24 protein-coding genes are annotated in these 23968 nt (G+C 28.4%); 13 read left to right on the top strand and 11 right to left on the bottom strand.

Annotation, left to right across the window (positions count from 1 at the left end; translation table 11 throughout):
• Positions 1-1143: a PQQ-dependent sugar dehydrogenase gene (locus BBIDN127_RS00120; RefSeq protein WP_014023284.1), complete on the bottom strand. Its 1143-nt coding sequence runs from the start codon at positions 1141-1143 to the stop codon at positions 1-3.
• 75 nt (positions 1144-1218) lie between these two features.
• Between BBIDN127_RS00120 and ruvA the strand changes: the two genes are divergently transcribed.
• The 6 genes from ruvA (at position 1219) to BBIDN127_RS00090 (ending at position 7159) form a co-directional block, all read left to right on the top strand.
• Positions 1219-1812, top strand: a complete 594-nt coding sequence (gene ruvA / locus BBIDN127_RS00115) for a Holliday junction branch migration protein RuvA (RefSeq protein ID WP_014023283.1) — start codon at positions 1219-1221, stop codon at positions 1810-1812.
• A 44-nt stretch (positions 1813-1856) separates the two neighbouring features.
• Positions 1857-2900 (top strand): Holliday junction branch migration DNA helicase RuvB, encoded by a 1044-nt coding sequence (ruvB, locus tag BBIDN127_RS00110; protein WP_014023282.1) that lies wholly within the window; start codon positions 1857-1859, stop codon positions 2898-2900.
• Positions 2875-3915: a tRNA preQ1(34) S-adenosylmethionine ribosyltransferase-isomerase QueA gene (gene queA, locus BBIDN127_RS00105; RefSeq protein ID WP_014023281.1), complete on the top strand. Its 1041-nt coding sequence runs from the start codon at positions 2875-2877 to the stop codon at positions 3913-3915. The genes ruvB and queA overlap by 26 nt, the downstream gene beginning before the upstream one ends.
• Before the next feature lie 71 nt (positions 3916-3986).
• Positions 3987-5654, top strand: coding sequence for a diphosphate--fructose-6-phosphate 1-phosphotransferase (locus tag BBIDN127_RS00100; RefSeq protein ID WP_014023280.1), 1668 nt, complete (start codon positions 3987-3989; stop codon positions 5652-5654).
• A gap of 7 nt (positions 5655-5661) precedes the next feature.
• Positions 5662-6174, top strand: coding sequence for a hypothetical protein (locus tag BBIDN127_RS00095; protein WP_014023279.1), 513 nt, complete (start codon positions 5662-5664; stop codon positions 6172-6174).
• A 4-nt stretch (positions 6175-6178) separates the two neighbouring features.
• On the top strand, positions 6179-7159 hold the full coding sequence (locus tag BBIDN127_RS00090; protein ID WP_014023278.1) for an RluA family pseudouridine synthase: 981 nt from the start codon (positions 6179-6181) through the stop codon (positions 7157-7159).
• Here BBIDN127_RS00090 and BBIDN127_RS00085 read toward each other — a convergent pair.
• Positions 7156-8121: a YitT family protein gene (locus BBIDN127_RS00085; protein WP_014023277.1), complete on the bottom strand. Its 966-nt coding sequence runs from the start codon at positions 8119-8121 to the stop codon at positions 7156-7158. The two genes, BBIDN127_RS00090 and BBIDN127_RS00085, sit on opposite strands and share 4 nt — an antisense overlap.
• A gap of 126 nt (positions 8122-8247) precedes the next feature.
• On the opposite strand from BBIDN127_RS00085, the gene BBIDN127_RS00080 reads away from it, so the two are divergent.
• Together BBIDN127_RS00080 and udk are read left to right on the top strand one after the other, a co-directional pair.
• The gene (locus BBIDN127_RS00080; protein WP_044054916.1) at positions 8248-8622 is read left to right on the top strand and encodes a rhodanese-like domain-containing protein; all 375 of its coding nucleotides are present in this window, start codon (positions 8248-8250) and stop codon (positions 8620-8622) included.
• Positions 8622-9242 carry a uridine kinase gene (gene udk, locus BBIDN127_RS00075; protein ID WP_014023275.1) on the top strand — a complete coding sequence of 207 codons (621 nt, stop codon included), beginning with the start codon at positions 8622-8624 and terminating at the stop codon, positions 9240-9242. Before BBIDN127_RS00080 ends, udk begins: the two co-directional genes overlap by 1 nt.
• On the opposite strand, the gene priA is transcribed toward udk, so the two are convergent.
• From priA to cdaA, 7 genes are read right to left on the bottom strand one after another with little or no spacing between them, the layout of a single operon-like run.
• Positions 9239-11224, bottom strand: coding sequence for a replication restart helicase PriA (priA, locus tag BBIDN127_RS00070; RefSeq protein ID WP_014023274.1), 1986 nt, complete (start codon positions 11222-11224; stop codon positions 9239-9241). The genes udk and priA overlap by 4 nt on opposite strands.
• Complete coding sequence (locus BBIDN127_RS00065) at positions 11217-11816, bottom strand: uracil-DNA glycosylase family protein (protein WP_014023273.1); 600 nt, start codon at positions 11814-11816, stop codon at positions 11217-11219. Before BBIDN127_RS00065 ends, priA begins: the two co-directional genes overlap by 8 nt.
• On the bottom strand, positions 11809-12549 hold the full coding sequence (truA, locus tag BBIDN127_RS00060) for a tRNA pseudouridine(38-40) synthase TruA (RefSeq protein ID WP_014023272.1): 741 nt from the start codon (positions 12547-12549) through the stop codon (positions 11809-11811). Before truA ends, BBIDN127_RS00065 begins: the two co-directional genes overlap by 8 nt.
• Complete coding sequence (locus tag BBIDN127_RS00055) at positions 12550-13389, bottom strand: DUF2225 domain-containing protein (RefSeq protein WP_014023271.1); 840 nt, start codon at positions 13387-13389, stop codon at positions 12550-12552.
• 3 nt (positions 13390-13392) lie between these two features.
• Complete coding sequence (gene acpS, locus BBIDN127_RS00050) at positions 13393-13767, bottom strand: holo-ACP synthase (RefSeq protein ID WP_014023270.1); 375 nt, start codon at positions 13765-13767, stop codon at positions 13393-13395.
• A complete protein-coding gene (locus BBIDN127_RS00045) occupies positions 13764-14768 on the bottom strand; it encodes a CdaR family protein (protein WP_014023269.1) in 1005 nt (334 codons plus the stop codon). Before BBIDN127_RS00045 ends, acpS begins: the two co-directional genes overlap by 4 nt.
• 4 nt (positions 14769-14772) lie before the next feature.
• Positions 14773-15543, bottom strand: a complete 771-nt coding sequence (gene cdaA / locus BBIDN127_RS00040) for a diadenylate cyclase CdaA (protein ID WP_014023268.1) — start codon at positions 15541-15543, stop codon at positions 14773-14775.
• Between the two features lie 112 nt (positions 15544-15655).
• Here cdaA and BBIDN127_RS00035 point away from each other — a divergent pair, with 112 nt between their 5' ends.
• From BBIDN127_RS00035 to trpS, 3 genes are read left to right on the top strand one after another with little or no spacing between them, the layout of a single operon-like run.
• Positions 15656-16513 (top strand): HAD family hydrolase, encoded by an 858-nt coding sequence (locus BBIDN127_RS00035; RefSeq protein ID WP_014023267.1) that lies wholly within the window; start codon positions 15656-15658, stop codon positions 16511-16513.
• Between the two features lie 60 nt (positions 16514-16573).
• A complete protein-coding gene (locus tag BBIDN127_RS00030) occupies positions 16574-17659 on the top strand; it encodes an AI-2E family transporter (RefSeq protein ID WP_014023266.1) in 1086 nt (361 codons plus the stop codon).
• Positions 17660-17661: 2 nt separating this feature from the next.
• Positions 17662-18711 (top strand): tryptophan--tRNA ligase, encoded by a 1050-nt coding sequence (gene trpS / locus BBIDN127_RS00025; RefSeq protein WP_014023265.1) that lies wholly within the window; start codon positions 17662-17664, stop codon positions 18709-18711.
• A 62-nt stretch (positions 18712-18773) separates the two neighbouring features.
• Here trpS and BBIDN127_RS00020 read toward each other — a convergent pair whose 3' ends face one another.
• Positions 18774-20567, bottom strand: a complete 1794-nt coding sequence (locus tag BBIDN127_RS00020; protein WP_014023264.1) for a phosphoglucomutase — start codon at positions 20565-20567, stop codon at positions 18774-18776.
• 143 nt (positions 20568-20710) lie between these two features.
• Between BBIDN127_RS00020 and BBIDN127_RS00015 the strand changes: the two genes are divergently transcribed.
• Both BBIDN127_RS00015 and BBIDN127_RS00010 read left to right on the top strand, forming a co-directional pair.
• Positions 20711-22177 (top strand): UTP--glucose-1-phosphate uridylyltransferase, encoded by a 1467-nt coding sequence (locus BBIDN127_RS00015; RefSeq protein WP_014023263.1) that lies wholly within the window; start codon positions 20711-20713, stop codon positions 22175-22177.
• Positions 22165-23193: a glycoside hydrolase family 3 N-terminal domain-containing protein gene (locus BBIDN127_RS00010; RefSeq protein WP_014023262.1), complete on the top strand. Its 1029-nt coding sequence runs from the start codon at positions 22165-22167 to the stop codon at positions 23191-23193. Before BBIDN127_RS00015 ends, BBIDN127_RS00010 begins: the two co-directional genes overlap by 13 nt.
• Before the next feature lie 120 nt (positions 23194-23313).
• Here the strand turns inward: BBIDN127_RS00010 and BBIDN127_RS00005 are convergent, their stop codons facing one another.
• Positions 23314-23892 carry a hypothetical protein gene (locus BBIDN127_RS00005; RefSeq protein WP_014023261.1) on the bottom strand — a complete coding sequence of 193 codons (579 nt, stop codon included), beginning with the start codon at positions 23890-23892 and terminating at the stop codon, positions 23314-23316.
• Between the last annotated feature and the right edge of the window lie 76 nt (positions 23893-23968).

The following is a 23968-nucleotide window of genomic DNA, read 5'->3' as shown; positions in this document are numbered from 1 at the left end:
TTAAATCTTTTCGTAGTAGACTCTGTATATTTTATTTCCAAAATCATCTGTAAAAAGAATTGAACCATCGTAATATGTGATGATATCAACAGGGCGTCCAAATTTAGAGTTATCAGGCTTCAAAAACCCATATAAAAAAGTTTTGTAATTTTTTGCTGTTCTATTTTTAAAATCAATGTCTAGTGTAGTTATTTTGTAGCCAACAGGAGAAGATCTGTTCCACGAGCCGTGTTCTGCTATGAATAATTTATTTATATATTCTTTTGGAAAGTTATTCCCTTGGTAAAAGTGTATTCCAAGTGGGGCTACATGTGCGGGAAGTTCGTAAATAGATGGACTAAACTTAGTGTTTTTGGGTGCCTTGTTATAAAAACTGTAATTTTTTTGATTTTTCCCAAACAAATAGGGGAATCCAAAATGTTCTTTGTATTCGGCTACTACGTTTATTTCGTCCGGAGGAATGTCGTCTCCTAATCCGTCTTGGCCATTGTCGCTAAAATATATTTCATTGCTAATTGGATGAAAATCAAACCCAACTGAGTTTCTCACTCCAAAAGCCACTATTTCTTCTTTTTTTGTTTTTAAATCGATGCTAAGGATTATTGATTCTTTTTTTGGAGGAATTTTAGCATTATGTTGGGATCCTATGTTTACTATTAATTTGTTATTTTTGGGATCCGCTTTAATGTAACGTCCCGCGTGCATTTTAGTATTATTTTTTGGTAAAAGTGAAAAAATTTGCATTTTCCATGTATATTCTTTATTTGATTTTATGCTTTTATTAATTTCTTCTTTTACATTTTCAACTACATATATTTTATCGACAGAAGATATATAGAGTTTATTATCCCAATAGGCAATACCAATAGGTTTTTGCAGGGTTTTTGCTATGGTATAAATTTTTTTATTTTTTGTTACAAGGTATGCAAAATTGCTCCCAGATCCTATGAATATATTTCCATCTTGATCGCTTGTGATTCCTCTGGGTTTTTCAATTGTATTGTTTAAGAAAATTTCGACTTTAAATCCATTGGGAACTTTTAGTGTGCTTGTTGTTTCTTCTGCTGCCACCATAGTTATAGATAAGATTAAAAAAATAGCTGTAATGAATTGAAAATAGTTATTTGGAAATTTATTTTTCATTTAGTGTCCTTTTTTACTTAAGGCTTTTGCTTTAAATTGGATGTTTCTGTGTAATATAATTTATAATTTAATTATATGATAAATAAGATTCATGGTAAAGTTATAGAAAAAAAAGAATATAGTTTGGTTTTAATGACCACTGTTTTTGAATTTGAACTTTTAGCTAGTGCATTTTGCCTTGCTAATTTTAATTTGTCAGAGAAAGTTGAGCTATTTACTTATCTGTATACGAGAGAAAATGAATTAAAACTTTTTGGATTTTTGAATTCAGATGAAAGAGAGATCTTTAAGGGTCTTATTGGAGTAAGCGGAATAGGGCCAAAGGCCGCTTTAAGGGTGTTATCCAATATAAGGTATAATGAGTTTAAAGAGGCTATTGATAGAGAAGATGTTGAGCTTGTTTCTAAAATCAAAGGCATTGGCAAAAAAATGGCTGGTAAAATGTTTTTACATCTTCAAGGTAAGCTTTTGATTAATAGCGAGCTTGAATCTACTAGCCTTTTTAGATTTAAAGAATTAGAAGAATCAATTGTTAGCATGGGATTTGATAGAAAAATTGTTAATAGCAAGATTAGAGAGGCTTTCAATTTAGCTGAATTTTCAAATTTAAAAGATTCTGAAAAGGAGCAGTTTTTATTTAAGGAGGTTTTAAGAAGAATATCAAGTTAATTGTTGGTTTTTTATAGAGAAAAAATAGTTTTTAAGGGGTATTTATGAAAGAAGAAAATGATATAAGTTTTTTAAACTCTAATGAAAATTATTTATATGATAAGAGTGAAAATGAGCTTAGGCCTAAAGTTTTTGAAGATTTTAAAGGTCAGGTTAATGTTAAAGAAACCCTTAGTATTTTTATAAAAGCTTCTAAAGAAAGAGATGAGGCCTTAGATCATGTGTTTTTAAGTGGTCCACCAGGTCTTGGGAAAACTACTCTTGCAAGTATTATTGCCTTTGAGATGAATGCTTCGATTAAAATTACCTCAGCTCCGGCTTTTGACAAGCCCAAGGATATTATTGGTATTTTAACAGGGCTTGATGAGAAGAGTGTTTTATTTATTGATGAAATACATAGACTCAGACCAATAATAGAAGAAATGCTTTGTATTGCCATGGAAGATTATGAGCTGGACTGGGTAATAGGGCAAGGCGCTAATGCAAGAACTGTTCGAATGCCACTTCCAAAATTCACATTGATTGGAGCTACTACTAAACCGGGAAAAGTAACATCTCCACTTTATGCGAGATTTGGAATTACTGCAAGATTTGAACTTTACAGCGAAATAGAGCTTGTTGAGATAATAAAGAGAAATTCTATTATTTTAAATATTGAAATAGAAGAGGATGCCGCTTTTCTTCTTGCAAGAAGTTCAAGAGGGACTCCTCGAATAGCAAATAGATTGCTAAGGAGAATAAGAGATATTGCCCAAGTAACCGGAAGCTTGGTTATTACAAGTGACATTGTTTCAATTGGGCTTGAAATGCTTAGAATTGATGGAGAAGGCCTTGATGAGCAAGATAGAAATATTTTAAGAAGCTTAATATTGAAATTTAATGGGGGACCCGTAGGTGTTGATACTTTAGCTATTTCTGTAGGAGAAACAGCTGATTCTCTTGAAGACTTTTATGAGCCTTATTTAATTATGAAAGGATTTATCAGCAGAACTCACAGAGGTCGTAAAGCTACTGAGTTTGCGTATCTTCACTTAAACTTAGAAATGAAAGAGGATAGTCTTAATGAAAACCAAAGAGTTTCATTTTAATTTGCCCTATTCTTTAATAGCTCAATATCCAAGTGAAAAAAGAGGATCTTCAAGACTAATGGTACTGGATCCTAAATTGCAAAAAATTTACCATGAAGATTCTGTAAGCAATATTTTAAAATATATAAATAGCGACACTTTTATTATTTTTAATAATTCAAAAGTTAGAAAATCAAGAATGTATGCAGAATCGGAGATGGGCAGTAATGTTGAGGTTTTAATTTTGGATAGAATTGACACCAGTTCGTTTACTGCGCTTATTTCTAAGTCTAAAAAGCAAATTGTTGGAAATCTTTACAAATTCCCTGAGGGATTAATAGGTGAAATTTTGTCAAAAAATAGTAGTGAGATTGTTTTAAAATTTGATGTTGATGTTGGAGAAGATTATTTTGAAAAACATGGTTTTGTTCCCATCCCCCCTTATATTAAAAGAGATTATGAGAAAATGGATGAAGATCGGTATCAAACTGTTTATTCCAAATATGTTGGCTCTGCAGCTTCTGCTACTGCAGGGTTGCATTTCAGCAAGGATTTGTTTTCTGCTTTTGAAAAGAATAATATTGAATATGATTTTATCACTCTTCATGTGGGGCTTGGCACTTTTCTTCCCGTAAGATCAAAAAAGGTCGAAGAACACAATATGCATTTTGAAACTTTTTTAATAAAAGATTGTGTGGCTAATAGATTACAAAATGCGAAATTTCTTGGTAAAAAAATTTTATCAATTGGTACTACAACTCTTAGGGCTTTAGAGTCATCTTATGATAATAAGCTTAAGAAGTTTAAAACAGGTCAGCAAAGTACAAATCTTTTTATTTACCCCGGAAAGAACTACTGTTTTAAGTTTGTCGACATGCTTTTTACCAATTTCCATACACCACAATCTACTCTTTTGATGTTGGTCTCTTCATTTGCAGGTAAAGATTTTGTGTTTAGTTCTTATGAAGAAGCTATAAATACAGGTTATAAATTTTTTTCCTATGGTGATGCTATGTTAGTTTTAAATCGTATATAGATATTAATTGTGAATTATTTTAATATTTAAGTTAAGTTAAGGCTTAACTTAAATCATTAGGAGGAAAATGTATGAATACTTCTCTTTTTAATCAAGAAAGACAAAAGTATGTTCCTAAATTGCCAAGCATTTTAAAAAAAGATTTTAGTAATATTAGTTTGGTTTATGGAGAAAAAACTGAAGCAGTTCAAGATAGACAGGCTTTAAAAGAATTTTTTAAGAATACTTATGGGTTGCCAATTGTAAGTTTTACCGATGGAAACTCCAATTTATCTTTTTCAAAAGCTTTAAATATTGGAATTATTCTTTCTGGAGGGCCTGCTCCTGGGGGGCATAATGTTATATCTGGTGTTTTTGATGCAATAAAAAAATTTAATCCAAATTCAAAGATTTTTGGGTTTAAAGGGGGCCCTTTGGGCCTGTTGGAAAATGATAAAATTGAACTTACTGAAAGCTTAGTAAATTCTTATAGAAATACTGGGGGTTTTGATATTGTATCTTCTGGGAGAACAAAAATAGAAACCGAAGAACATTACAGCAAAGCTCTATTTGTTGCCAAAGAAAACAATCTTAGTGCAATTATTATTATTGGTGGTGATGATTCGAATACCAATGCTGCTATTCTTGCTGAGTATTTCAAAAAGAAAGGAGAGAATATTCAAGTTATTGGAGTTCCAAAGACAATTGATGCTGATCTTAAAAATGATCATATTGAAATTTCATTTGGGTTTGATTCTGCTACAAAAATTTATTCTGAGTTGATAGGTAATTTATATAGAGATGCTATGTCGACTAAAAAATATTGGCATTTTGTCAAACTTATGGGTAGGAGTGCATCTCATGTTGCTTTAGAATGTGCCTTAAAAACTCATCCAAACATTTGCATTGTGTCTGAAGAGGTTTTGGCTAAAAAGAAAACTTTGTCTGAGATTGTTGATGAAATGGTGTCTGTTATCTTAAAGAGATCTTTAAATGGGGATAATTTTGGAATAGTTATAGTTCCTGAAGGTCTGATTGAGTTTATTCCAGAAGTTAAGTCTTTAATGGTTGAATTATGTGATATTTTTGATCAAAATGAAGGTGAGTTTAAAGGGCTTAATGTTAAAGGGATGAAAGAAGTTTTCGTTTCCAAGCTTAGTGATTATATGAAGAGAGTTTATTTGTCTTTGCCTTTGTTTATTCAATTTGAACTTGTAAATTCAATTTTAGAAAGAGATCCTCATGGGAATTTTAATGTTTCAAGAGTTCCTACTGAAAAATTGTTTATTGAAATGGTTCAATCAAGATTAAATGAACTGAAAAAAAGTGGAGAATATAAGGGAAGTTTTATCCCAGTTGATCATTTCTTTGGCTATGAAGGTAGAAGCGCTTTTCCTTCTAATTTTGATAGTGATTATTGTTATAGCTTGGGATATAATGCTGTTGTTCTTATTTTAAATGGTCTTACAGGCTATATGTCTTGTATAAAAAATTTAAATTTAAAACCAACAGATTGGATTGCAGGAGGAGTGCCTCTAACAATGTTGATGAACATGGAAGAGAGGTATGGAGAGAAAAAGCCTGTTATAAAAAAAGCTCTAGTTGATTTAGAAGGAAGGCCATTTAAAGAGTTTGTTAAAAATCGTGATAAGTGGGCTTTGAATAATTTGTATTCATGTCCAGGCCCTGTGCAGTATTTTGGTTCTTCTGAGATTGTTGATGAAATAACTGAGACTTTAAAGTTAGAATTATCAAAGTAGAAAGTTTATGCTTGTTAGAAGCTTGTTGTTACTTTTTAGTGTTTTGAATGTTTATTCAAATTCACTTGATTATTTCAAGCCAAATTTTAATTATTTAAAGTGGAGTATTGCTAAAAGTTTGCCATTGCAAGACAAATCGACTTCCAGTGGCAATTTTATTTCTCATAAAAAAAATAATAACATGTCTGTTGCTGATAATGACGATTCTTTTCTTTATAAAAATATTCAAGAGAATAAAGCTTTAAATCTTGAAAATGATCTTGAGTCAAAATCAGCAAAAGATTTGTTTAGGTTTTCAGCTATTAGTATTGGATCTTTCCCAATAGTGTTATTTTTGAGCTTGTTTTTTTTTGATGTGGGTTACTATTTCTATAGCGGAATGAATGCAAATTACGCTCCATATCCTTTTTCAAATGGTCCTAATTTTTCAAAAGATGAGATTTATAAAAAATTTATTGTTTCAGCTTCCATTGGGGCAATAGTTGCATTAACCATTGCTTTAATTGATTATTTTCTTTAATGATATGATAAGGCTTAAGAGAGAATTTACCGTTAAAGAAGATGCTTTAAGACTGGATCTTTACCTATCAAGTAATTTGGAGGTTCTTACAAGAAGTCAGATCAAAAGAAGAAATGTAGAAGCGTTTAAAAAGAGTAATGGGAAATTTTTAAAAATAAAATTGTCCAAACCTGTTTTCAAAGACGATGAAATACTGATTGAATTTGATGAGGAGAGTAGTCAAATTGACTGTCTTAGGCCGAGTAATATCCCTATTTCTATAATTTATGAAGATTCTAATGTTATTGTTTTGAATAAACCCCAAGGAATTTTGAGTCATCCTGGAATATCGCATTGGGATGATACTGTTGTGAATTTTCTTTTATATCATATAAAAAGCTTGAAAATTGATTTTAATGAAGAAAAAATTAGACCTGGAATTGTTCATAGATTAGACAAAGATACTTCTGGAGTGCTAATTTGTGCAAAAAATATTAGCACCTTAAGATTTTTAGCTCAGCAGTTTAAGGATAAAATGACAAATAAAGTTTATATTGCAATTGTTAAGGGTAATTTTAATAGTTTTTTTGGAAGTATTGAGTCTTTTATAGATAGAGATAAATACAATAGGAAAAGATTTAGTGTTTCTAAAGATAGAGGTAAAAAGGCATTAACAGAATATAAATTGTTGCTCAATTTTGGAGGATATTCTCTTTTAGCTTTAAAGCCTAGAACCGGCCGCACTCATCAATTGAGAGTTCATATGAAATATCTTAATTTTCCAATATTGGGAGATGAGGTTTATGGCAGAGCAGATGGCAGTTTAAAAAAAATCACCCTAATGCTTCATTCTTATAAGCTTGAAATTGATATTGGAAACAAATCTTTTGAGAAATTCATTTCTGAATTTCCCAAAAGATTTGTTATTTTTTTGTCAAATTTTTACAAGAGCGATGAATTGAATTTGATTATTGATAATTTGGTTCTCTTTTTAAGAGATTTTTAATTTAAAATTTCTTGTTTTGGTGAGATTGGGTCAGTTATTATTTTGCCCCCAGTGATTTCATTAGTGTTAATAACAGTAATGAAACAATTCGGATCAACTTTTTGTGATATATACTTAATTCTTGATAAACGCATTATTGGAACTACTATAAATACTATAGTTTTTTCTGTTCCTGCCCAAGCTCCTTTCCCGTCTATTAATGTAGCGGCTAATTTTAACTTGTTTGTAAGAAGATAAGCAATTTCTTTTCCTTTATCCGAAATGATTAATATTGCTTTTTGATTGCCAAATCCAGTGCTTGTTTTGTCTGTCATGATGGATGTTACAAATGATGCTATTAGGGTATAAAGTGCGATTTCAATATTAAAGAAAAAGGTTGCAAGCATTAATACTGCTAGATTGACAATGAAGTTTGTTGTTCCAATACTAATTGAGTATTTTTCTTTAATAATCATAGCAATTATATCTGATCCCCCCGAAGATCCTTTACCTTTAAATACTAGTCCAAGTCCAAGCCCAGAAATAAGTCCAGCTAATATTGATACAAGCATCATATCGTTAAGATGTATTTTATTTTGTAAAAACTGGGAGTAGTTTATAATAATAGAATATAATCCCATTGAAATCCAACTTTGAATTATAAATGTTATGTTTAAGAATTTTATTCCAATAAGAAATAATGGTATGTTTAATGCAAATATTGTCCATCCCAAATTGAAGCTTAACAGGTAATGTAGCATTAATGAAATACCCCCAATCCCCCCACTAAGAAGCCCATGAGGAATGTACAAAACATTGGTGGAAATTGCCATTAGTGCGGATCCTAAAGTTATTTGTATTGTGCTATCAAATATTAATTTGGGATTTTTAGTTATAGTCTTTATTTTTTTTATTAGTATTATGAATAATAGTTTGAGTTTTTTTTTAATCCTACGATAACGTATCTTTTTTTTCTTTTTCATCTTAATGCGAGCTACTTTTAAGCTACAAGCTAGTAATTTACTTGAATTCTATATTAATTTTGCAAAAAAAACAATTTTATTCACTTTTTTTATTTTTTTTGATATTATGTTCATAAAACTATGGCGATGAATTATGCGAGATTTGCAGTATTAATAGTTCTGCTTTTTTTTTATATTTGGTTTTTTATTATCCTTAGGATGAAAAGAGCCAATATGTTTTTGTTGGAAAAAATCCAAAATGGAGCAAAAATTTTGGATATTCGATCTCCCAAAGAATATAGTAAGTCTCATTATTTAAAATCAATTAACATTCCTTTTAATAATTTATTTGCTAAAAAGGATAAATTAGGTGATTTTGAGTCCCAAATAATTGTTTATGGTAAAAGTTTTAATAAGTCCTACGAGGCTAAAAAAGTTTTAAAAAGCATGGGATTTAAGAATGTGTTTGTGGCTGGTACTTTGAAAGACATGCCACAAGCGAAAAAAAAAGAAGTTGGTTGATGGCGAAGATTATTGGGATATCTGGTGGTTCTGGAAGCGGAAAAAGTACAGTTGTAAGCAAGATTAGTGAGTTTATTCCAGAATTTGTCCTTATTTCTCAAGATAATTACTATAAGAGTGTGGGTGACTATGAAAATGAATTTTCTAATGTAAATTTTGATCATCCTGATGCTTTTGATAATAATTTGTTTTACGAACATTTAAAAAATTTAAAAAAAAATAGTCCAATAGATATGCCCCTTTACGATTTTATTAATCATAAAAGACAGCTTAAAACGGTTTTAGTTGTTCCAACTCCTGTTGTTATTGTTGAGGGTATTATGATTTTTGTTGAAGAGAGAGTAAGAAATTTAATAGATCTTAAAATATATATTGACACCCCAAATGATATTAGATTTATTAGGCGTTTAAGAAGAGATATTTCCAAAAGAGGGCGTACTGTAGAGTCGGTGATTGATCAGTATTTGAACACCACTAGATGGGGTTATTATAGGTTTATTGAGCCTACCAAAGAATATGCGGATCTTATTATTCCAGAGGGAGGTCACAATGATAAAGCTTTATACGTGCTTTCAACGTTTCTTAAGTCTTTAAGTAAAGAAGGCCTGGATTTTACCTAAATCAATGATATTGGATAATAATCTATTTCAATGTAAACAGTATTTGTCATTTTTACCTTTTCTTTTGTCTTGTTAACTAGTTTTTCAAGCAGGCTGTAGGATTTTGACAAGTATATTATATTGTATCTGTAATTGTTAGATATTTTTTTCATAATAGCTTCTGATGGGCCTAAGTGTTCAATTCCTTCTTGCAAAAATTCTTTAGATTTTTCAAAAAATTCCCAACATTTTTGTTTAACAGATTCTTCATTTTTGCTTCTAAATATTATTCTAATAATTTTGTTAAACGGAGGATAGTTCAGTTTTTTTCTTATATCTAGTTCTTGTTCGTAAAATTGTTCATATTGGTTCTTATAAGCATATTTTATGGCGTAATAATTGGGATTTTTTGTTTGTATAATAATTGTGTTGTCATTTTTGAATCTTGCGGCTCTTCCCATAATTTGTGAGAGTGTTGTAAAAATTCTTTCGCTACTTCTAAAATCAGGTAGTCCCATTCCAATGTCTGCGTTGATTATACCTAGTGTTTTAATATTTTCAAAATTGAATCCTTTTGCAATGATTTGTGTTCCGATAAGTATGTCTATCTCTTTATTTTCAAACTTATTTATTGAATTTATATTTTCTATTTTTGTAATATCAGAATCGATTCTTGCAATTTTTGCATTTGGTAAAAATTTTTTTAATTCTTTTTCAACAAGTTGAATTCCATAAGTTTTGTATTTAATATCTCTTGATTCGCATTGAGGACAATGGCTTGCTTTTTTTGTTTTATAGCTACAATAGTGGCATAAAAGTTTGTTTTCTTTTTTGTGGTAAATCAAGCCAAACGAGCAATTTGGACAACAAATTGTGTGCCCGCATTCGTTGCATTCGAGATTTTTTAAATATCCCCTTTTATTAATGAAAATTAAAGATTGTCTTTTTTCATTTAAACTTTTTTGTATACTGTATAACAGCTCTGATGAAATTGTGCTAAATTCTTTTTTCATGTTTATTATTTTTATATCTTTTATTTTACTTTTAGAGTATTTGTTTTGCATTATTATTTTTTTTATTTGGTTATTTTTCATTGCATAGTATGCTTCAAGAGAAGGTGTTGCGCTTCCCATTATAAATTTTGCATTAAATTTTTTTTGCAAAAAAAATGATATGTGTCTTGAGTGAAATTTTGGAGTATTTTCAGATTTGTATGTGGTTTCGTGTTCTTCGTCCATAATTATTAATTTTAATTTAGTAAAAGGCAGCATTAAAGCACTTTTAATGCCAACGACAACCAGGCTTTCTCCATTTTTGACTTTGTTCCATATTAAATTTTTATTAGAATTTGAAACTTTAGAGTTATATTCATAAATTTTATGGTGCATATTTAATGCATATTTTATTCTTTTTATTATTTGATATCCTAATGATATTTCAGGAATTAAAAAAAGTACCTGTTGTTCTAGTGCTAAATAGTATTCACACAATTTGATAAATATTTCAGTTTTTCCAGATCCAGGTATTCCAAAAAGGTAAAAAACATTAGTTGTTTCTGACTCTATAATTTCTTTGTAAATATTTTGTTGTTCACTGTTTAGCTGAAGACACTTTTTATGGTCTGGATGCTTCTCATTTATTGAAGGGAATGTTTGGGGATTTTTAGATTTTGAATTTTTAGGTAACCCAAAGAATAAAGTTTCTCCAAATCCCGAAAATGTTTTTTTACTAATCCAATGTGCTAAATTAATGTTATGTTCTGTTATTAGTTTAGTTGTATCTATTATTTTGATGATTTCTTTTATTTTGAATTCAAATTTTTCTTTGAATTCGTCTTCAAAATATTTTTTAATAATTATTCCAATTTTATTGGATCCATTGAAATTAACCATTACTCTTATTCCAATATCTAGATTCAGGTTAAATTTGTAAAAAAAAAGTTTATTTAAAGGAATATTTATTGCAATTTCATAGTAATAAGTTGAATGACAATGCTCAACCATATTTTATTATGCCTTTTATTATTTTTAAATCTTGCCATATTTCTTTTTTTAATTCTGGATTTTTTATTTGATTTGTAGGAAGATATGTAAAAACTAATGGAATACCTTTAAATCTTAGCTCTATTCCTCTTACAATTTGAATTCTTAACGGTTGATTTAAGAAAAAATCTATTTCTTCGCAAGATAAAATTGCTTTAGGATTTTTGTTGCTTATTTCTAAGTTAAGTGATTCAATAGTATCTATTATTTTATAATTGTATATGTTTATGCTTTTGCACCATTTTGTGATAATATCCCTTGAGGTTTCGTTGAGGTAGTTTTTGTTTACATATATTATGATGTGATCGTTGATATTTTTTTTTTGCATGCTATTATTTAGCAATATTTTTGTTGAATTTTTGTTTTCTAAAGGGAATTTTGTGGATTCTTTGCTATTTTCGTTTTTTTGATAAGTTTTAGTGTTTTTAGCTTTTTCTATTTTTTGTTTAATTTCATTGTTTATTTCTTCAAAATTTTCTGTAATTTTGCCTTCTATATTATTTGTCAATATTTTAAGTAAAAAAAGTTTTTTAGTTAAAATGCTATTATCCATAGTAAACCCTGTCTAAAAATAAAGCATTTGCAGGCGCAGTTGTTCTTGCAAGGTTTCTATTTTTAGATTTTAGTATTGTTTCAAAAGTAGAAATTGATTCGTTTTTTATTTCGATGTCCAGCATTGTGCCTATTATTGACCTTACCATTTTCCATAAAAAGGAAGATCCTATTATTTCAAAAATAATATATTTTCCTCTTTTTTTAAATTTGGCAAAATGTATATGTCTAAATTTAGATTTGCTTTTATCTTTTATGCATGAAAATGTGGTAAAATCATGGTTTCCAATCAATGTTTTAGCCATTTGGTTTAAATTGCTTATATTTAGTTTTTTACTTACATGGTGAGCTTGATAGCCTTCCCAGGGATAGTAGTTGTCGCTATTTAGTATATAATAACTGTATTTTCTTTTTTGGGCGCTAAAACGCGGATGAAATGAATTTTTCACATACTTGAGCTTTAGTATTTTTATACCGGTTTTTAATAATATTGCATTTAAAGCTTTTTTTAGATTGTTGAGCTTAATATTAATATCCATATCAAAAGTTATGATTTGTCTTTTTGCATGAACGCCCTTATCTGTTCTTCCGGATGAATGAATTTTTACTTTTTTTTTGTTGATTTTCATTAGAGCTTTTTCAATTTCTCCTTGAATTGTGGACTTTGTTGGTTGTATTTGAAATCCATGGTATATAGAGCCGTCGTAAGCGATTTCAGCTAATATTTTTTTCATTTATTTGAGATTTTTCATTTCCTTTGATATTTTAAAGTAAACTTCTTTGATCTTATCTATAAGTATTGAAGGTTTTTCTTTTGAAGATTTACCCATGCCTGCTATTTTAGAAAGAGTGGTTTTTATGTCGTTTAATTGTTTGTATCTGTATTCTTTATTGTCTTTATTTCCATAAAAGTATTCTAAAAGACCTGATAAATATAGTACGCTGTCATAGCCATAATTTTTATCTGTATCTGGGCCAAATATGGTTGATGCGCTAACAGGTTCTGAATTGTCTTTATCTTTTTCAATAACTAGTTTATAAAGATAAGCAGCTTTGTGATAAAATATTTTTTGAAGATAATTATAGTTTTTATTTGGTTCTTCTTTTTCAAGGTCTTCAAATGTCCAAGCGGCTCTTATTGCCGATTTTGCTTGATTTAATGTGGGGTTATGATTCTTTTCTAGATGCTCATAACATAGCATGGCAAGAATATAGCTTGCAGCTCCTTCTTTTAATGTCCTAGGTTTGCTGAAGTTGATCATGTTTTCAAAAATCGCATTTATTTTTTTTCTTTCGTATTTTTTATTTTGTAAAATTTCTTTCTTGTTTTTAGGGATTGAATTAAATTCGCTTGGGAATGCCGCAAAGTAGCATTTTGGGCATACTGTTACAGAATATATCCTAGGATAAATGTTGCCATATTTGTCGTTTTTTATATACTCTCTTTTTAGATCAATTTTTAACTCTCCAGCTATTAACCTACTACTTCCGGTCAAAAATTCTTCTTTTTGAAATTTAAAAGAGCATACAGGACATTCAATTTTTTCTTTTGTAAAATATGATATTTTTTTCATGAATTAATTTTCTACTATTACAAATGCAATAGCGTACTCCTTTTCATGGGATATTGTTAGGTATAGCTTTAAATTCATTTTTATTGCAAATTTTTCAACTTCATTATGTAAACAAAATTCTGCATTTCCTTTTAAAGATTTTATTACCTCAATATCTTTAAGGGTATAATTTATTTTATATTGCAAAAGCGGGCTTAATGCTTTAATTAAAGATTCTTTAGCTGCAAATTTTCCAGCTAAACTTTCTATAATGCTGCCCCCTTTTAATTTAAAATTTTCAATTTCTTTATGTGTAAAAAACCTCTCCATTTTTTTTTTATTTTCTAAAAAATTTTTAAATCTTGCTACTTTTATTATATCACATCCTATTGACTTCATGGTTTGATCTCTGAGCTTTCAATTATTTCCAGTTTTATTTTTTTAGGTTCATAATCATATATTTCTGTTTCATTGATATTCTCTTTAAGAATTATATTTGTAGCAATGTTATAAATTCCGGGAGTTTTTATATTTGCCAAATCAAAAGCAAGACTTATATTTTGATTGTTTATATGAGCTTTAATTTGTTTTTCAGAAAGTCTTGTTTTTAATTTTACGAACATTTTGTTTTCTAGGTTTATTATTTTTTCTCTATCTTTAATTTCAAGGCCATTTTTAAGATTATTAAAAATAAGATTAGGAGATTTAATTGTTGTGTTTGAATATTTTTTGTTTAAATAAATATTGACTACTACATGACTTTTTTCAAACATAACTAGAGGATTTGGTGGAACTACTTCAAGATAATCTGATACAAATAGGGTTCTTGTGTCAAACTCTTTTACGTTGGTTTGAATAGTATTTATTTTTTTGAGTTCTTGTTCAGGCCCATATACTAATAAATTCTCGGGCAATATATTGTATTTTGCAATAAAATATTCTCCTTTGCCATCTTTTTCTATAAGTTTAAACTTGGGCTCTATTTTGACTAATTTAGAGATTTTGTTATCAAGATTTAGCAACACATTTGTTTTTGAAAGCTTATATTCTGCAATGTGTATTGAGTTAAGATTTTTTATTTTTATTGGTAGCTTATAGTTCCCGGGAATCTTTATGTTTGATGCTTCAATAAATAATATTATTTTATTAATGTCAAGGTATTTTAAGTCATCTTTATTGACTTTTATTGTAATCTTGACTTTGCTAAAGTCTGGCATTTTCCCAAGAGTTATTTGATCATTCAAGATAATTTTGAATTCTTTTTCAGTTGTTATTGACTCTATTTTATTGAAATTAAATGCTACAAACATTAGAATAGCTATTAAAATGGAGATGGCTTTGTTTTGCCAATCATCAAATAGTAATTTTATTATATTTATTATTTTTTTGCCGATTTTCATTATTTTACTCTATTAGCTCGAGATTTAACTTATTTCTAATTTCACTTAAGCTTAAATTGTATTCCAACTTTGCATTGATTGTAATAGAAATAGACCCAGTTTCTTCGGAGGTTATTATTGTTATTGCATCAGAATTTTCAGAAATTCCAAGTCCTGCTCTATGTCTTGTTCCAAATGCCTTGCTAATAGAATCAACATTAGATAATGGTAAAAATGAGCCTGCATATTTTAATTTATTTTTACTAATTATTACAGCTCCGTCGTGAAGAGGAGTTTCGCGTTCAAATAGTGATATCAACAGTTCGCTAGATATTAGTGCATCAATTTTAGTCCCTTTGTTTATTATTTGTTCCAACTGTATTTTTTTTTCAATGCATATTAGGCTGCCAGATTTGTTTTCAGATAGGTGTTTGACTGCTTTTAGGATTTCAGAAATAACTTTTAAAGTTTCTTCTTTTTTATTTGAAAGTTTAAAGGCCAAATTGAAATTTCCAATTTGCATTATTATTTTTTTTATTTCTTGATTAAAAAGTATGACTATTGCTATTGGTAATATATTGGCTATATAATTCAGCAGCCAACTAATAGTATATAGATTTAAATAATATGAGATAATTCCTATAGAGATTATGATTAACATTCCTTTTAATAGATTTGTAGAATAAGAATTGATTACGTTTTTATATATGTAGTATACTAGAATACTGATTAAGCTTAGATCTAAAATTCTTGAAAAAGTATCTTTTATTTGATTTAAATCATTTATGTCTATCATAAATTTTCTACTCAATGTGAAAACACTGTACTTATTAACCTATATTAGTATAATATAAAATATATAAATAAGCATAGTTTGTGATTATTTAAGTTAAATTGTTTTTTAATTTATGAATGAAAGAGAAAATATTATAGCTTTAATATTTGATTTTGATAATACTCTTATTTATGGTAATATGCAGCAAGTGCTGTTTGATGAGTATTGTATTGATTCTTGTTCCTTTTGGAAAGAAGTTGAAGGCTTAGAGTATGTTTATAGGCAAAATGGTTATAATATAATTTCTAGTGAAATGATATATTTATCCCATTTTTTAACCTACGTAAGGGAGGGGGTTTTTAAAAGTCTTGATAATAGAGCATTATTTGATTTGGGCGCTAAGTTAAGATTTTTTGAGGGGGTTATTGGTTTATTTGATGAGATATCTGAAATAAATAAGAAATTGGAAGGTAATAATTCGCAGGTTAAAATTTACATTGTTTCAAGTGGGTTTAGACAAATGATTTTGGGAAGCAAAATTGCGCCTTATGTGAGCAAAGTGTGGGCATGTGAGTTTATAGATTCTTATTTGATGCCTTTTTACGAACGAAGAGATGATAAATTTTCTAAAAATAAGATTTTAAGCAGCGTTTGCTATTTTGTAGATCATACAATCAAAACCAGAGTTATTTTTGAAATCAATAAAGGATCTTATGAGAAGATTAATGAGAGAGTCCCAAAGAGCAAAAGACAAATTCCTTTTAAAAATATATTTTACATTGCAGATGGATTTAGCGATATTCCAGCATTTGAAATCTTAAATAATATTTTGAAACATTGTAGAAATACTTTAACAGTGTATCATGGAAATGATAAGAATGCAAAAAAATTGTTTTATGAGAATAGAGTGGGAGATTTTGCTGAGGCCAATTATAGCAAAGGCACTAAATTGTATAATTGGATAATGGAGAAAATTTGCTTGAGTGTATAATTTATTCAACTTACTTTTGTTTAGTTGATAAAAGCAGCAAAAAAACTAAAAGAGGGGAATATGCTTAAAGATTTAAATACAAATCAAGGTTTAAAGCCTTGGAGAGTGGAATCTGTTTTTTATTGTATTGTTATAGTTTTAATATTTATTGGGGCTTTTAAAATAGCAGAAGCCGTATTTAAACCTTTGGCTATTTCCATAGTGTTGGGATTTTTGATGTATCCCGTTTATACTTTTTTAGCAAGATTTAAAGTTCCAAAATTTTTAATAGTTTTTATTATATTTTTCTTATTATTTTCTTTTTCTTATTTGATTTTTAGTTTTGTTTATTACAGCGTTACTGTTCTAATGAAGCAATTGCCTTATTATCAAAATCAATTAGCATTTATTATGAAAGATGTGCTTAGTCGCTATAAAGTTGATAGTTCTGTTATTAATGATATGAATTTTTCTGGTTATATTTATCCATTTCTAACAAGAGTTTACAATGAGATTATTGGATTTACAAGTAGCTTAGTAGTAGTCTTTTTGTTGTTGTATTTTTTGCTTTCAGAAATACATGTTTTTGAAAAGAAACTTGATAAAGCTTTTAAAAAACCGGTATCTACTAGATTTATTGGGGCTCTAGATACCATTAATAATCAAATTGGCAAATATTTGGGGATAAAAATTCTTGTGAGCTGCTTAACAGGCATTTTAGTATTTATTGGATTAACCTTATTTGGTCAAGATTTTCCTCTTGTTTGGGCGGTTCTTTCTTTTGTTTTCAATTTTATTCCCAGCATTGGTTCTATATTAGCTGTGTTTTTTATTGTAATAACATCTTTAATTCAATTTTATCCAAATTTAAACATAGTGCTTTATATTTTTATATATAATACTTCTGTTCAAATGTTGATTGGAAATATTCTTGAGCCAAAATTGCAGGGAAAAAGACTTGATATTTCACCATTTTTGCTCTTATGTTTTTTGTTTTTTTGGGGATGGCTTTGGGGTATAGTGGGTCTTTTAATATCTTATCCTTTTACTGTGATTGTAAAGGTAATAGTTGATAATGTGAGTTGGCTTAAGTCTTTTTCTGTATTTTTAGGTGGTTCTGAGATTTTAAGTAATGTTAGCATTTCGGGTAAAGATAAGGAGATTTGATTTTGAAAAGAAAGGTTATGCTTACAGGAGATAGACCTACTGGTGCTCTTCATTTAGGGCACTATGTGGGATCTGTAGTAAATCGATTGAAATTTCAAGAAGAGTATGAAACATATTTTATTATAGCCGATTTACATACTTTGACTACAAAGCCCGACTTGAAGAGCATCAACACAATACCTTTTAATGTTAGGGAAATGGTTTTGGATTATCTTGCTTGTGGAATTAACCCCGATAAGGTTAGTATATATTTGCAATCAGCCATACCCGAGCTTTTTGAGCTCCATTTAATATTTTCAATGATTGTTACTGTTGCGCGCTTACAAAGAATTCCAAGTATAAAAGACATGAGCATTGCGGCCGGACTTAAAGATATTCCTTATGGCCTTTTGGGATATCCTGTTCTTATGAGCGCAGATATTTTAATGACAAAAGCAAATTTAGTTCCCGTTGGGCGTGATAATGAATCTCATATTGAATTTGCAAGAGAACTTGCAAGAAGGTTTAACCATTTGTATAAAAATAATTTTTTCCCAATACCCGAATCTGTTTTCACAGATTCTTGTCCTTTGGTGGGTATTTATGGCAAGAATAAAATGAGCAAGAGTCTTAATAATGCAATTTTTTTAAACGATAATGAAAATTTATTAGAAAAAAAAATTATGTCCATGTATACAGATCCAAATAGAATAAGGGCAGATATTCCTGGTAATGTTGAAGGTAATCCCGTTTTTATTTATCACGGAATTTTTAATAGTAATCATGAAGAAGTTGAAGATCTTAAAAATAGGTATAAGAAAGGTAAAGTAGGCGATGTTGAGGTTAAGAAAAAATTGTTTTTGGCTTTGAATAGCTTTTTAAAACCAATAAGGGATAAAAGAAGTTTTTATGAAGCCAAAAAAAAAGATTACATTGATGAAATTATTTTTGATGGCACTAGCAAGGCAAGGTTTGTTGCAAATAAAGTAGTAAAAGATGTTAAGGACTTAATAGGACTTTCAAAAACTTGGAATGGAATAAAATATAGTGTTGAGAAAAAAAATAAAAAATGAAAATTATTGATTTTATGCTAGACTTATATTAGTGATTAACTTGTTATTTAAATCAAACAATATTAATTATTAGGTAGGTTTGCCTTTTTTATTAATCTTTTGTTAAATTCTAGTAGTTTGAACAAAATGTGTCTTTTTGCATAAATAACTTCGCTGAGCACTCTTGTTACTGGTTCTGTTTTTGACATTCTCATCCATAAGGTTGCAACAATTTCTTTGTCAGTTTTTAGCAATACCTTTAATCCTCCCGAAGAATCTCCAGTTCTAATCTTAGATTGTCTTTTGCCTTCATAGTTAATGATTTCATAATCAACTACTGATAATTCTTGAAATAACTTATTTCTTTTTATCTCTTTAATCAATAGATTTTCATAATTGCTTTTTAAAATTTCTTGATTTTCTATTTTTAGATTTGTTAAATTGGCTTTCTTGGATGATACTATTACATTGCTATAAAAATTTGTTGTATTTAAAATATCTTTTAAGTCGTACTTTTCTTTATAGTAATTTTTAGACAACTTACACCATATTTGGTAAAGTTCTTTCATTTTTAATAATTTTACGATACTAAGTAAAGTAGTAATTGGGTCTCTTACCCTTGAGGGGTGAATTATGCAGCCCCCATTTGAGCCCTCTCCTGAGATTTTTACAACCAGTCCCTGAGCTCTTAAATCATCTGCCATTTCTGTTAGATTAGCCTCTCCAACCTCTACTCTATAAACTTTGGCGTTAAAAAAATTTGCAATTTTTTCAATATTTAGAGATGTTGCATCATTGGTTACTATTGCTACATTATTTTTTATCCCTATGTAATGAAGATAGCTAAGCTCTGAAATTACTACAAGTGCAAATATTTTTTGCGCTTCGATGATATTTGCAGTGTTTGTGGCTTTGTCTATAAACACTAGATTGCCCCTATCTCCATCACAATCTGGCACATATCCTAGTTCAAAAGAATTGTCTTGTATATATTTATTTTGTAGCAGCTTTTTGCATTCGTTTAAAGATTTTCCTTCAGGAATAATATTGTGCTTAAAAATACCTATTTCGTCATTATATAATTTTACTTTCAATCCTAAAGATTCTAGCAATTCTTTATCTATTGAATTGATTCTGGAGCTTCCGTTCATTTCTGCGATTATCCCAATTGGATTTTTTAGTATTCTTTTTTCTAAAATTTCGATATTTTTATTGTTAATATCGTTTTCATATGCTATTTCATGTATTAATGATTTATATCTTTTATAAGATTGGTTTTTATTTTTTCTTTCTAATTTTATTATTTTATTATAATTCTCTAAATGAGAGTTATCTTCATCAAATTTGTTTAGAGTGTTAATTAAATGGTTTATTAGCTTTTCATTTTGGCTATTGTTTTTAATTTGTTTTATTATTTCATTAGCTTTTGCGGAATTTAGTACGCCACCATCGTTTAACCCTATTTTTATCCCATTATATCCTGTTGGATTATGGCTTGCAGATATGTAAATAAAGCCCTTTGAATCTTTGTTGTTTTTCATATAAGCTAAAATTTCAGTTATTGGAAGTATTCCAAAAAACTTAATCTTTTCTTTGTTTGTTATTAATATTTTTATTGTTATTTCTGCAATAATTTTGCCAGTTGGTCTTGAGTCTAATCCTAATCCAATGTAGGGTCTGGGTTCATTTTTAAAATAATTTGATATTGTGAAGATTATTAGCGCTATTAGCACTTTATCTTCATTGTTTATTTCATTTTCTGTTGAATCTTCATTTTTTGATTTTGCAAAAATTTTTCTAAATCCTGAAGGAGAAAGTATCATCTTATCAAAAGCTTTTTTAAAATTTTTCATGTTAAGTGAATATTGTTTAAGCATGTCAATTTCTTCTCATTGATATTCCAGCCATATTATTGCTATAATTAACAATTAATAATATGGTCACTTATATTATTATACTTAAAAAATTAGTTTTTTGCTTATATTAATAAGCTTTTCTTTAAGGGTTTTGGTTTTAACTGATGAATGTTAAAGTTGATAAAATTTTTTCTGAAATGATACTTGAAAAACTTAATTCTGGTGAGATAGGGATTAATAATTTTGAATCCATTAAATATTTTCCTTATGATAACCATGAAAATATTTTAAATATTTCGGATAAAATTTTGAGGTTTAAGTTTCACAAAGGTTTGGTTGAAGATAATTTTAAAAAATATTTTCATGATTTTTCTAAATTATTGTGCTCAGAAGAAGGTGATTGTTATATTTTTTCTTCTTGTGATCTTGAAAATTTAGGACTAATGCTTTTCCCATACCTGTCTTTTGGAATTTTAAATGGAGGCTCTGCAACAAGTTATTTTGATTTAGCTAAAAATAGGGCGTTAAATGAAGATTTATATGTGCTATATGAATCTAAAATACTTGAATTTAAAGAAAAATTTGAAAAATTTCCAAAGGGGATAACGCCAGCATATATTAACAAAGATGGTAGTTTGGGATTTTCATTTTTGGCTTTAAAAATTAGACACCTTTTAATGGTTGCTAAAAGATATGAATCTTTTTATGGCAAAATGATTAAGCCCTCAATATTTCAAATGACTAGTTGTAAAACGAATGAATTTATTTCAAAATTTTTGGATGATTTATTTGTAGATGATTTGATTAAAAGTGTAAATTTTTGTTCTCTTAAAAAAGAAGATATTTTTACAGCCGTTCAGCCCTTAGTTTATTGTTATGAAAAACCGAATAGCTCTAATTATAAATATTTTACTCTCAAAGATAATAAAAATGCTAATTCTATTTTGGCTTTGCCTGCCGGTCATGGTCAAAATTTTAAAATTTTAAAAGATATTTATTTAAAACTTTATGAATCTGGGAAAAGATTTATATACATTGGCAATGTTGACAATATGGGTTTTACAATTAATTTGAAGGCTCTTGCTGTAATGGCTTTGACCAATTATTCTTCTGGATTTGAATTTAGTTTTAAAAGCAAGGCAGATTTTAAGGGGGGCATATTGGCAGTAAACGGTGAAAATCGTTTAACTTGTGTTGATATTGGCGGGGGGATTTCTTCAGAAATTGTGCAAGATTTTGAAAATAAGGGTAATAGGTTGTTATTTAATTGTGCAACCGGGCTTTTTAATTTAGAGTATTTGATAAAAAATATTGATGAAATAATAGAAAAAATGCCCATTAGAATTATAGAGCAAGATAAAGAAATCGGTAAATATATTTCGGTTGAGCAAATAACATGGGAAGTGTTAAAATTAATGGAAAATCCATTAATTTTAACGGTTGATAGAAATAGAAGATTTCTTCCTGCAAAGTTATTTATTGACATGTTGCTTAATAGCAATCTTGAAGATAGATGTGGATATTGTTATAAGAAGGGGGTTGATAATTCTGCTAAGAATTTTAGCGCTCTTTATGATTTGTTATCAGAAGATTATGGTTTGCTTTGTGGGTTAGATAAATGGACTTTTTGAAAGCTTTATTTTTTTCATTTTTTAGCTTTTTTTGTTTAAATTTATTTGCAATAGAATCTTTGCCAGAAATAGATTATGAATATTTCAACAAGGATAAATCAGATCTTGTAGATTTTATAAAATTTTTAGGTGAATTAGATTTTCAAGCTCTTTTAAAAGATAGAAACTTATTTATTGGGATTAGAAATTTAACAAATTTCAAGAATGTCCAAGATCTTAATATCGATGATATTAATAGAATAAAAAAGATTAATCCGATTGGTATAATTTTATTTAGAGAAAATTTAAAAGATGCTGAGCAGACAAGGGGATTGATTAGGACAATAAAGAGTCATATTGGGCATGATATTTTTATTGCTATTGATGAAGAGGGAGGGATAGTTAGTAGAGCTGGTGAAAATAAAAAAATGGGGGTTTATAATTTTCCGGCCATGGAGCGCGTGGGGGGCGTTAAAGATTTGCATCTTATTTATAAAATTGGTGAAGTTCTTGCTAAACAATTACGTAGACTGGGCATTAATTTGAATATGGCTCCAGTTGCTGACATTAAATTTGCACCGCATACCCCTTTGCTAAATAGGACATTCGGAGGATATTCCGCTTATAATATTGGACTTATGGTAGAAGCTTTTATTGATGGAATGCAGAATCATGGAGTATTTTCAGCAATCAAGCATTTTCCTGGATTAGGAGGAACAACTACAGATACACATAAATATTTAGCGTTTTTGCCTTATAGTAAAAGCTTTTTAATGTTAAATAATTTTGTTCCATTTGTTTTTGGTAGAGCTGCTAAATTTATTATGATTGGTCATGTGAATGTTCCTAAAATTTCCAAAGATATAACCAGCATGTCTAAAAGTATTGTTAATATTATAAGGGAAAATTTAAATATTACTAGTATTATGATGACAGATTCTTATGATATGGGAGCAATTACAAGAAGTTTTTCTAATATTGAAAATGCTATTAAAAAATCTTTAAGTTCGGGTGTAAATATAGTTCTTGTTCCTTAACAAAATTATTTTAAAGATTTGTTTTTGGGCTTTGGCAACTTGCTGATTTTAAATAACTTATATAATTTCTTGTCTTGTTAGAAATTTTTAAAAAAATATGAAAAAGGTGTGTAAAATTTTTTATGTTATAAATATAGAAATTCCTAGATCTAAAAGAATAAATTCTTTAAAAGAAGTTGATATTTTATAGTAAATGCTATAATTATTAGGTATAAAATCAATTTCAAATTTGAAAGTAATTATTGGAAGGATTGGATAGAGAAATGCATTAGTTGTTTTTCCTAAAAATATGGTGGTTCTTAGAGTTAAATCGATTTGGGTTCCAATGAAGAATTTTATAGTAAGTGTATCGGCCAAAATTGAATATTTAGCAATGTAAATAGTGAAAGCTAAATTGAAATATGTATTTGAAATAAAATCTTTATTTATTGGGATAGTAAAAAAATTTATGGGGCTGAATTGTATTTCAATCCATTCATTATAAGATGTTAATATTCCCATAAAGGCAATGTATTTATAGTTTTCATTATAAAAGATAGGATTTATATAATTATGGTAAATTATGCCCATTTTTATTTTTTTTTGCATTATATTCTCGTTGGGAATTACCCAACGAGAATTTGTTAATTTATTTTGAAAGCAAAATAAATTAACACTATTTATTATTAAAAAGATCGATAAAATAGCACTATATTGCATTAGTAGATGCCTTTATATATTAATTATTATATACAAAGCAATAGGTTTTTGCCAGTTTTGAGTTTTTAACCTTTTA

The sequence above is a fragment of the Borreliella bissettiae DN127 genome, from assembly GCF_000222305.1.
GTDB classification, from domain to species: Bacteria; Spirochaetota; Spirochaetia; order Borreliales; family Borreliaceae; genus Borreliella; species Borreliella carolinensis.
The sequence above is the reverse complement of the archived record's forward strand: the minus strand, read 5'-3'. Positions and strand labels throughout refer to the sequence as shown.

What these genes read in the sequence shown, in the direction of transcription:
- BBIDN127_RS00120 (WP_014023284.1), bottom strand. Translation starts at nt 1,143, where the DNA reads ATGAAAAATAAATTTCCAAATAACTATTTTCAATTCATTACAGCTATT.
- ruvA (WP_014023283.1), top strand. Translation starts at nt 1,219, where the DNA reads ATGATAAATAAGATTCATGGTAAAGTTATAGAAAAAAAAGAATATAGT.
- ruvB (WP_014023282.1), top strand. Translation starts at nt 1,857, where the DNA reads ATGAAAGAAGAAAATGATATAAGTTTTTTAAACTCTAATGAAAATTAT.
- queA (WP_014023281.1), top strand. Translation starts at nt 2,875, where the DNA reads ATGAAAACCAAAGAGTTTCATTTTAATTTGCCCTATTCTTTAATAGCT.
- BBIDN127_RS00100 (WP_014023280.1), top strand. Translation starts at nt 3,987, where the DNA reads ATGAATACTTCTCTTTTTAATCAAGAAAGACAAAAGTATGTTCCTAAA.
- BBIDN127_RS00095 (WP_014023279.1), top strand. Translation starts at nt 5,662, where the DNA reads ATGCTTGTTAGAAGCTTGTTGTTACTTTTTAGTGTTTTGAATGTTTAT.
- BBIDN127_RS00090 (WP_014023278.1), top strand. Translation starts at nt 6,179, where the DNA reads ATGATAAGGCTTAAGAGAGAATTTACCGTTAAAGAAGATGCTTTAAGA.
- BBIDN127_RS00085 (WP_014023277.1), bottom strand. Translation starts at nt 8,121, where the DNA reads ATGAAAAAGAAAAAAAAGATACGTTATCGTAGGATTAAAAAAAAACTC.
- BBIDN127_RS00080 (WP_044054916.1), top strand. Translation starts at nt 8,248, where the DNA reads ATGAATTATGCGAGATTTGCAGTATTAATAGTTCTGCTTTTTTTTTAT.
- udk (WP_014023275.1), top strand. Translation starts at nt 8,622, where the DNA reads ATGGCGAAGATTATTGGGATATCTGGTGGTTCTGGAAGCGGAAAAAGT.
- priA (WP_014023274.1), bottom strand. Translation starts at nt 11,224, where the DNA reads ATGGTTGAGCATTGTCATTCAACTTATTACTATGAAATTGCAATAAAT.
- BBIDN127_RS00065 (WP_014023273.1), bottom strand. Translation starts at nt 11,816, where the DNA reads ATGGATAATAGCATTTTAACTAAAAAACTTTTTTTACTTAAAATATTG.
- truA (WP_014023272.1), bottom strand. Translation starts at nt 12,549, where the DNA reads ATGAAAAAAATATTAGCTGAAATCGCTTACGACGGCTCTATATACCAT.
- BBIDN127_RS00055 (WP_014023271.1), bottom strand. Translation starts at nt 13,389, where the DNA reads ATGAAAAAAATATCATATTTTACAAAAGAAAAAATTGAATGTCCTGTA.
- acpS (WP_014023270.1), bottom strand. Translation starts at nt 13,767, where the DNA reads ATGAAGTCAATAGGATGTGATATAATAAAAGTAGCAAGATTTAAAAAT.
- BBIDN127_RS00045 (WP_014023269.1), bottom strand. Translation starts at nt 14,768, where the DNA reads ATGAAAATCGGCAAAAAAATAATAAATATAATAAAATTACTATTTGAT.
- cdaA (WP_014023268.1), bottom strand. Translation starts at nt 15,543, where the DNA reads ATGATAGACATAAATGATTTAAATCAAATAAAAGATACTTTTTCAAGA.
- BBIDN127_RS00035 (WP_014023267.1), top strand. Translation starts at nt 15,656, where the DNA reads ATGAATGAAAGAGAAAATATTATAGCTTTAATATTTGATTTTGATAAT.
- BBIDN127_RS00030 (WP_014023266.1), top strand. Translation starts at nt 16,574, where the DNA reads ATGCTTAAAGATTTAAATACAAATCAAGGTTTAAAGCCTTGGAGAGTG.
- BBIDN127_RS00020 (WP_014023264.1), bottom strand. Translation starts at nt 20,567, where the DNA reads ATGCTTAAACAATATTCACTTAACATGAAAAATTTTAAAAAAGCTTTT.
- BBIDN127_RS00015 (WP_014023263.1), top strand. Translation starts at nt 20,711, where the DNA reads ATGAATGTTAAAGTTGATAAAATTTTTTCTGAAATGATACTTGAAAAA.
- BBIDN127_RS00010 (WP_014023262.1), top strand. Translation starts at nt 22,165, where the DNA reads ATGGACTTTTTGAAAGCTTTATTTTTTTCATTTTTTAGCTTTTTTTGT.
- BBIDN127_RS00005 (WP_014023261.1), bottom strand. Translation starts at nt 23,892, where the DNA reads ATGCAATATAGTGCTATTTTATCGATCTTTTTAATAATAAATAGTGTT.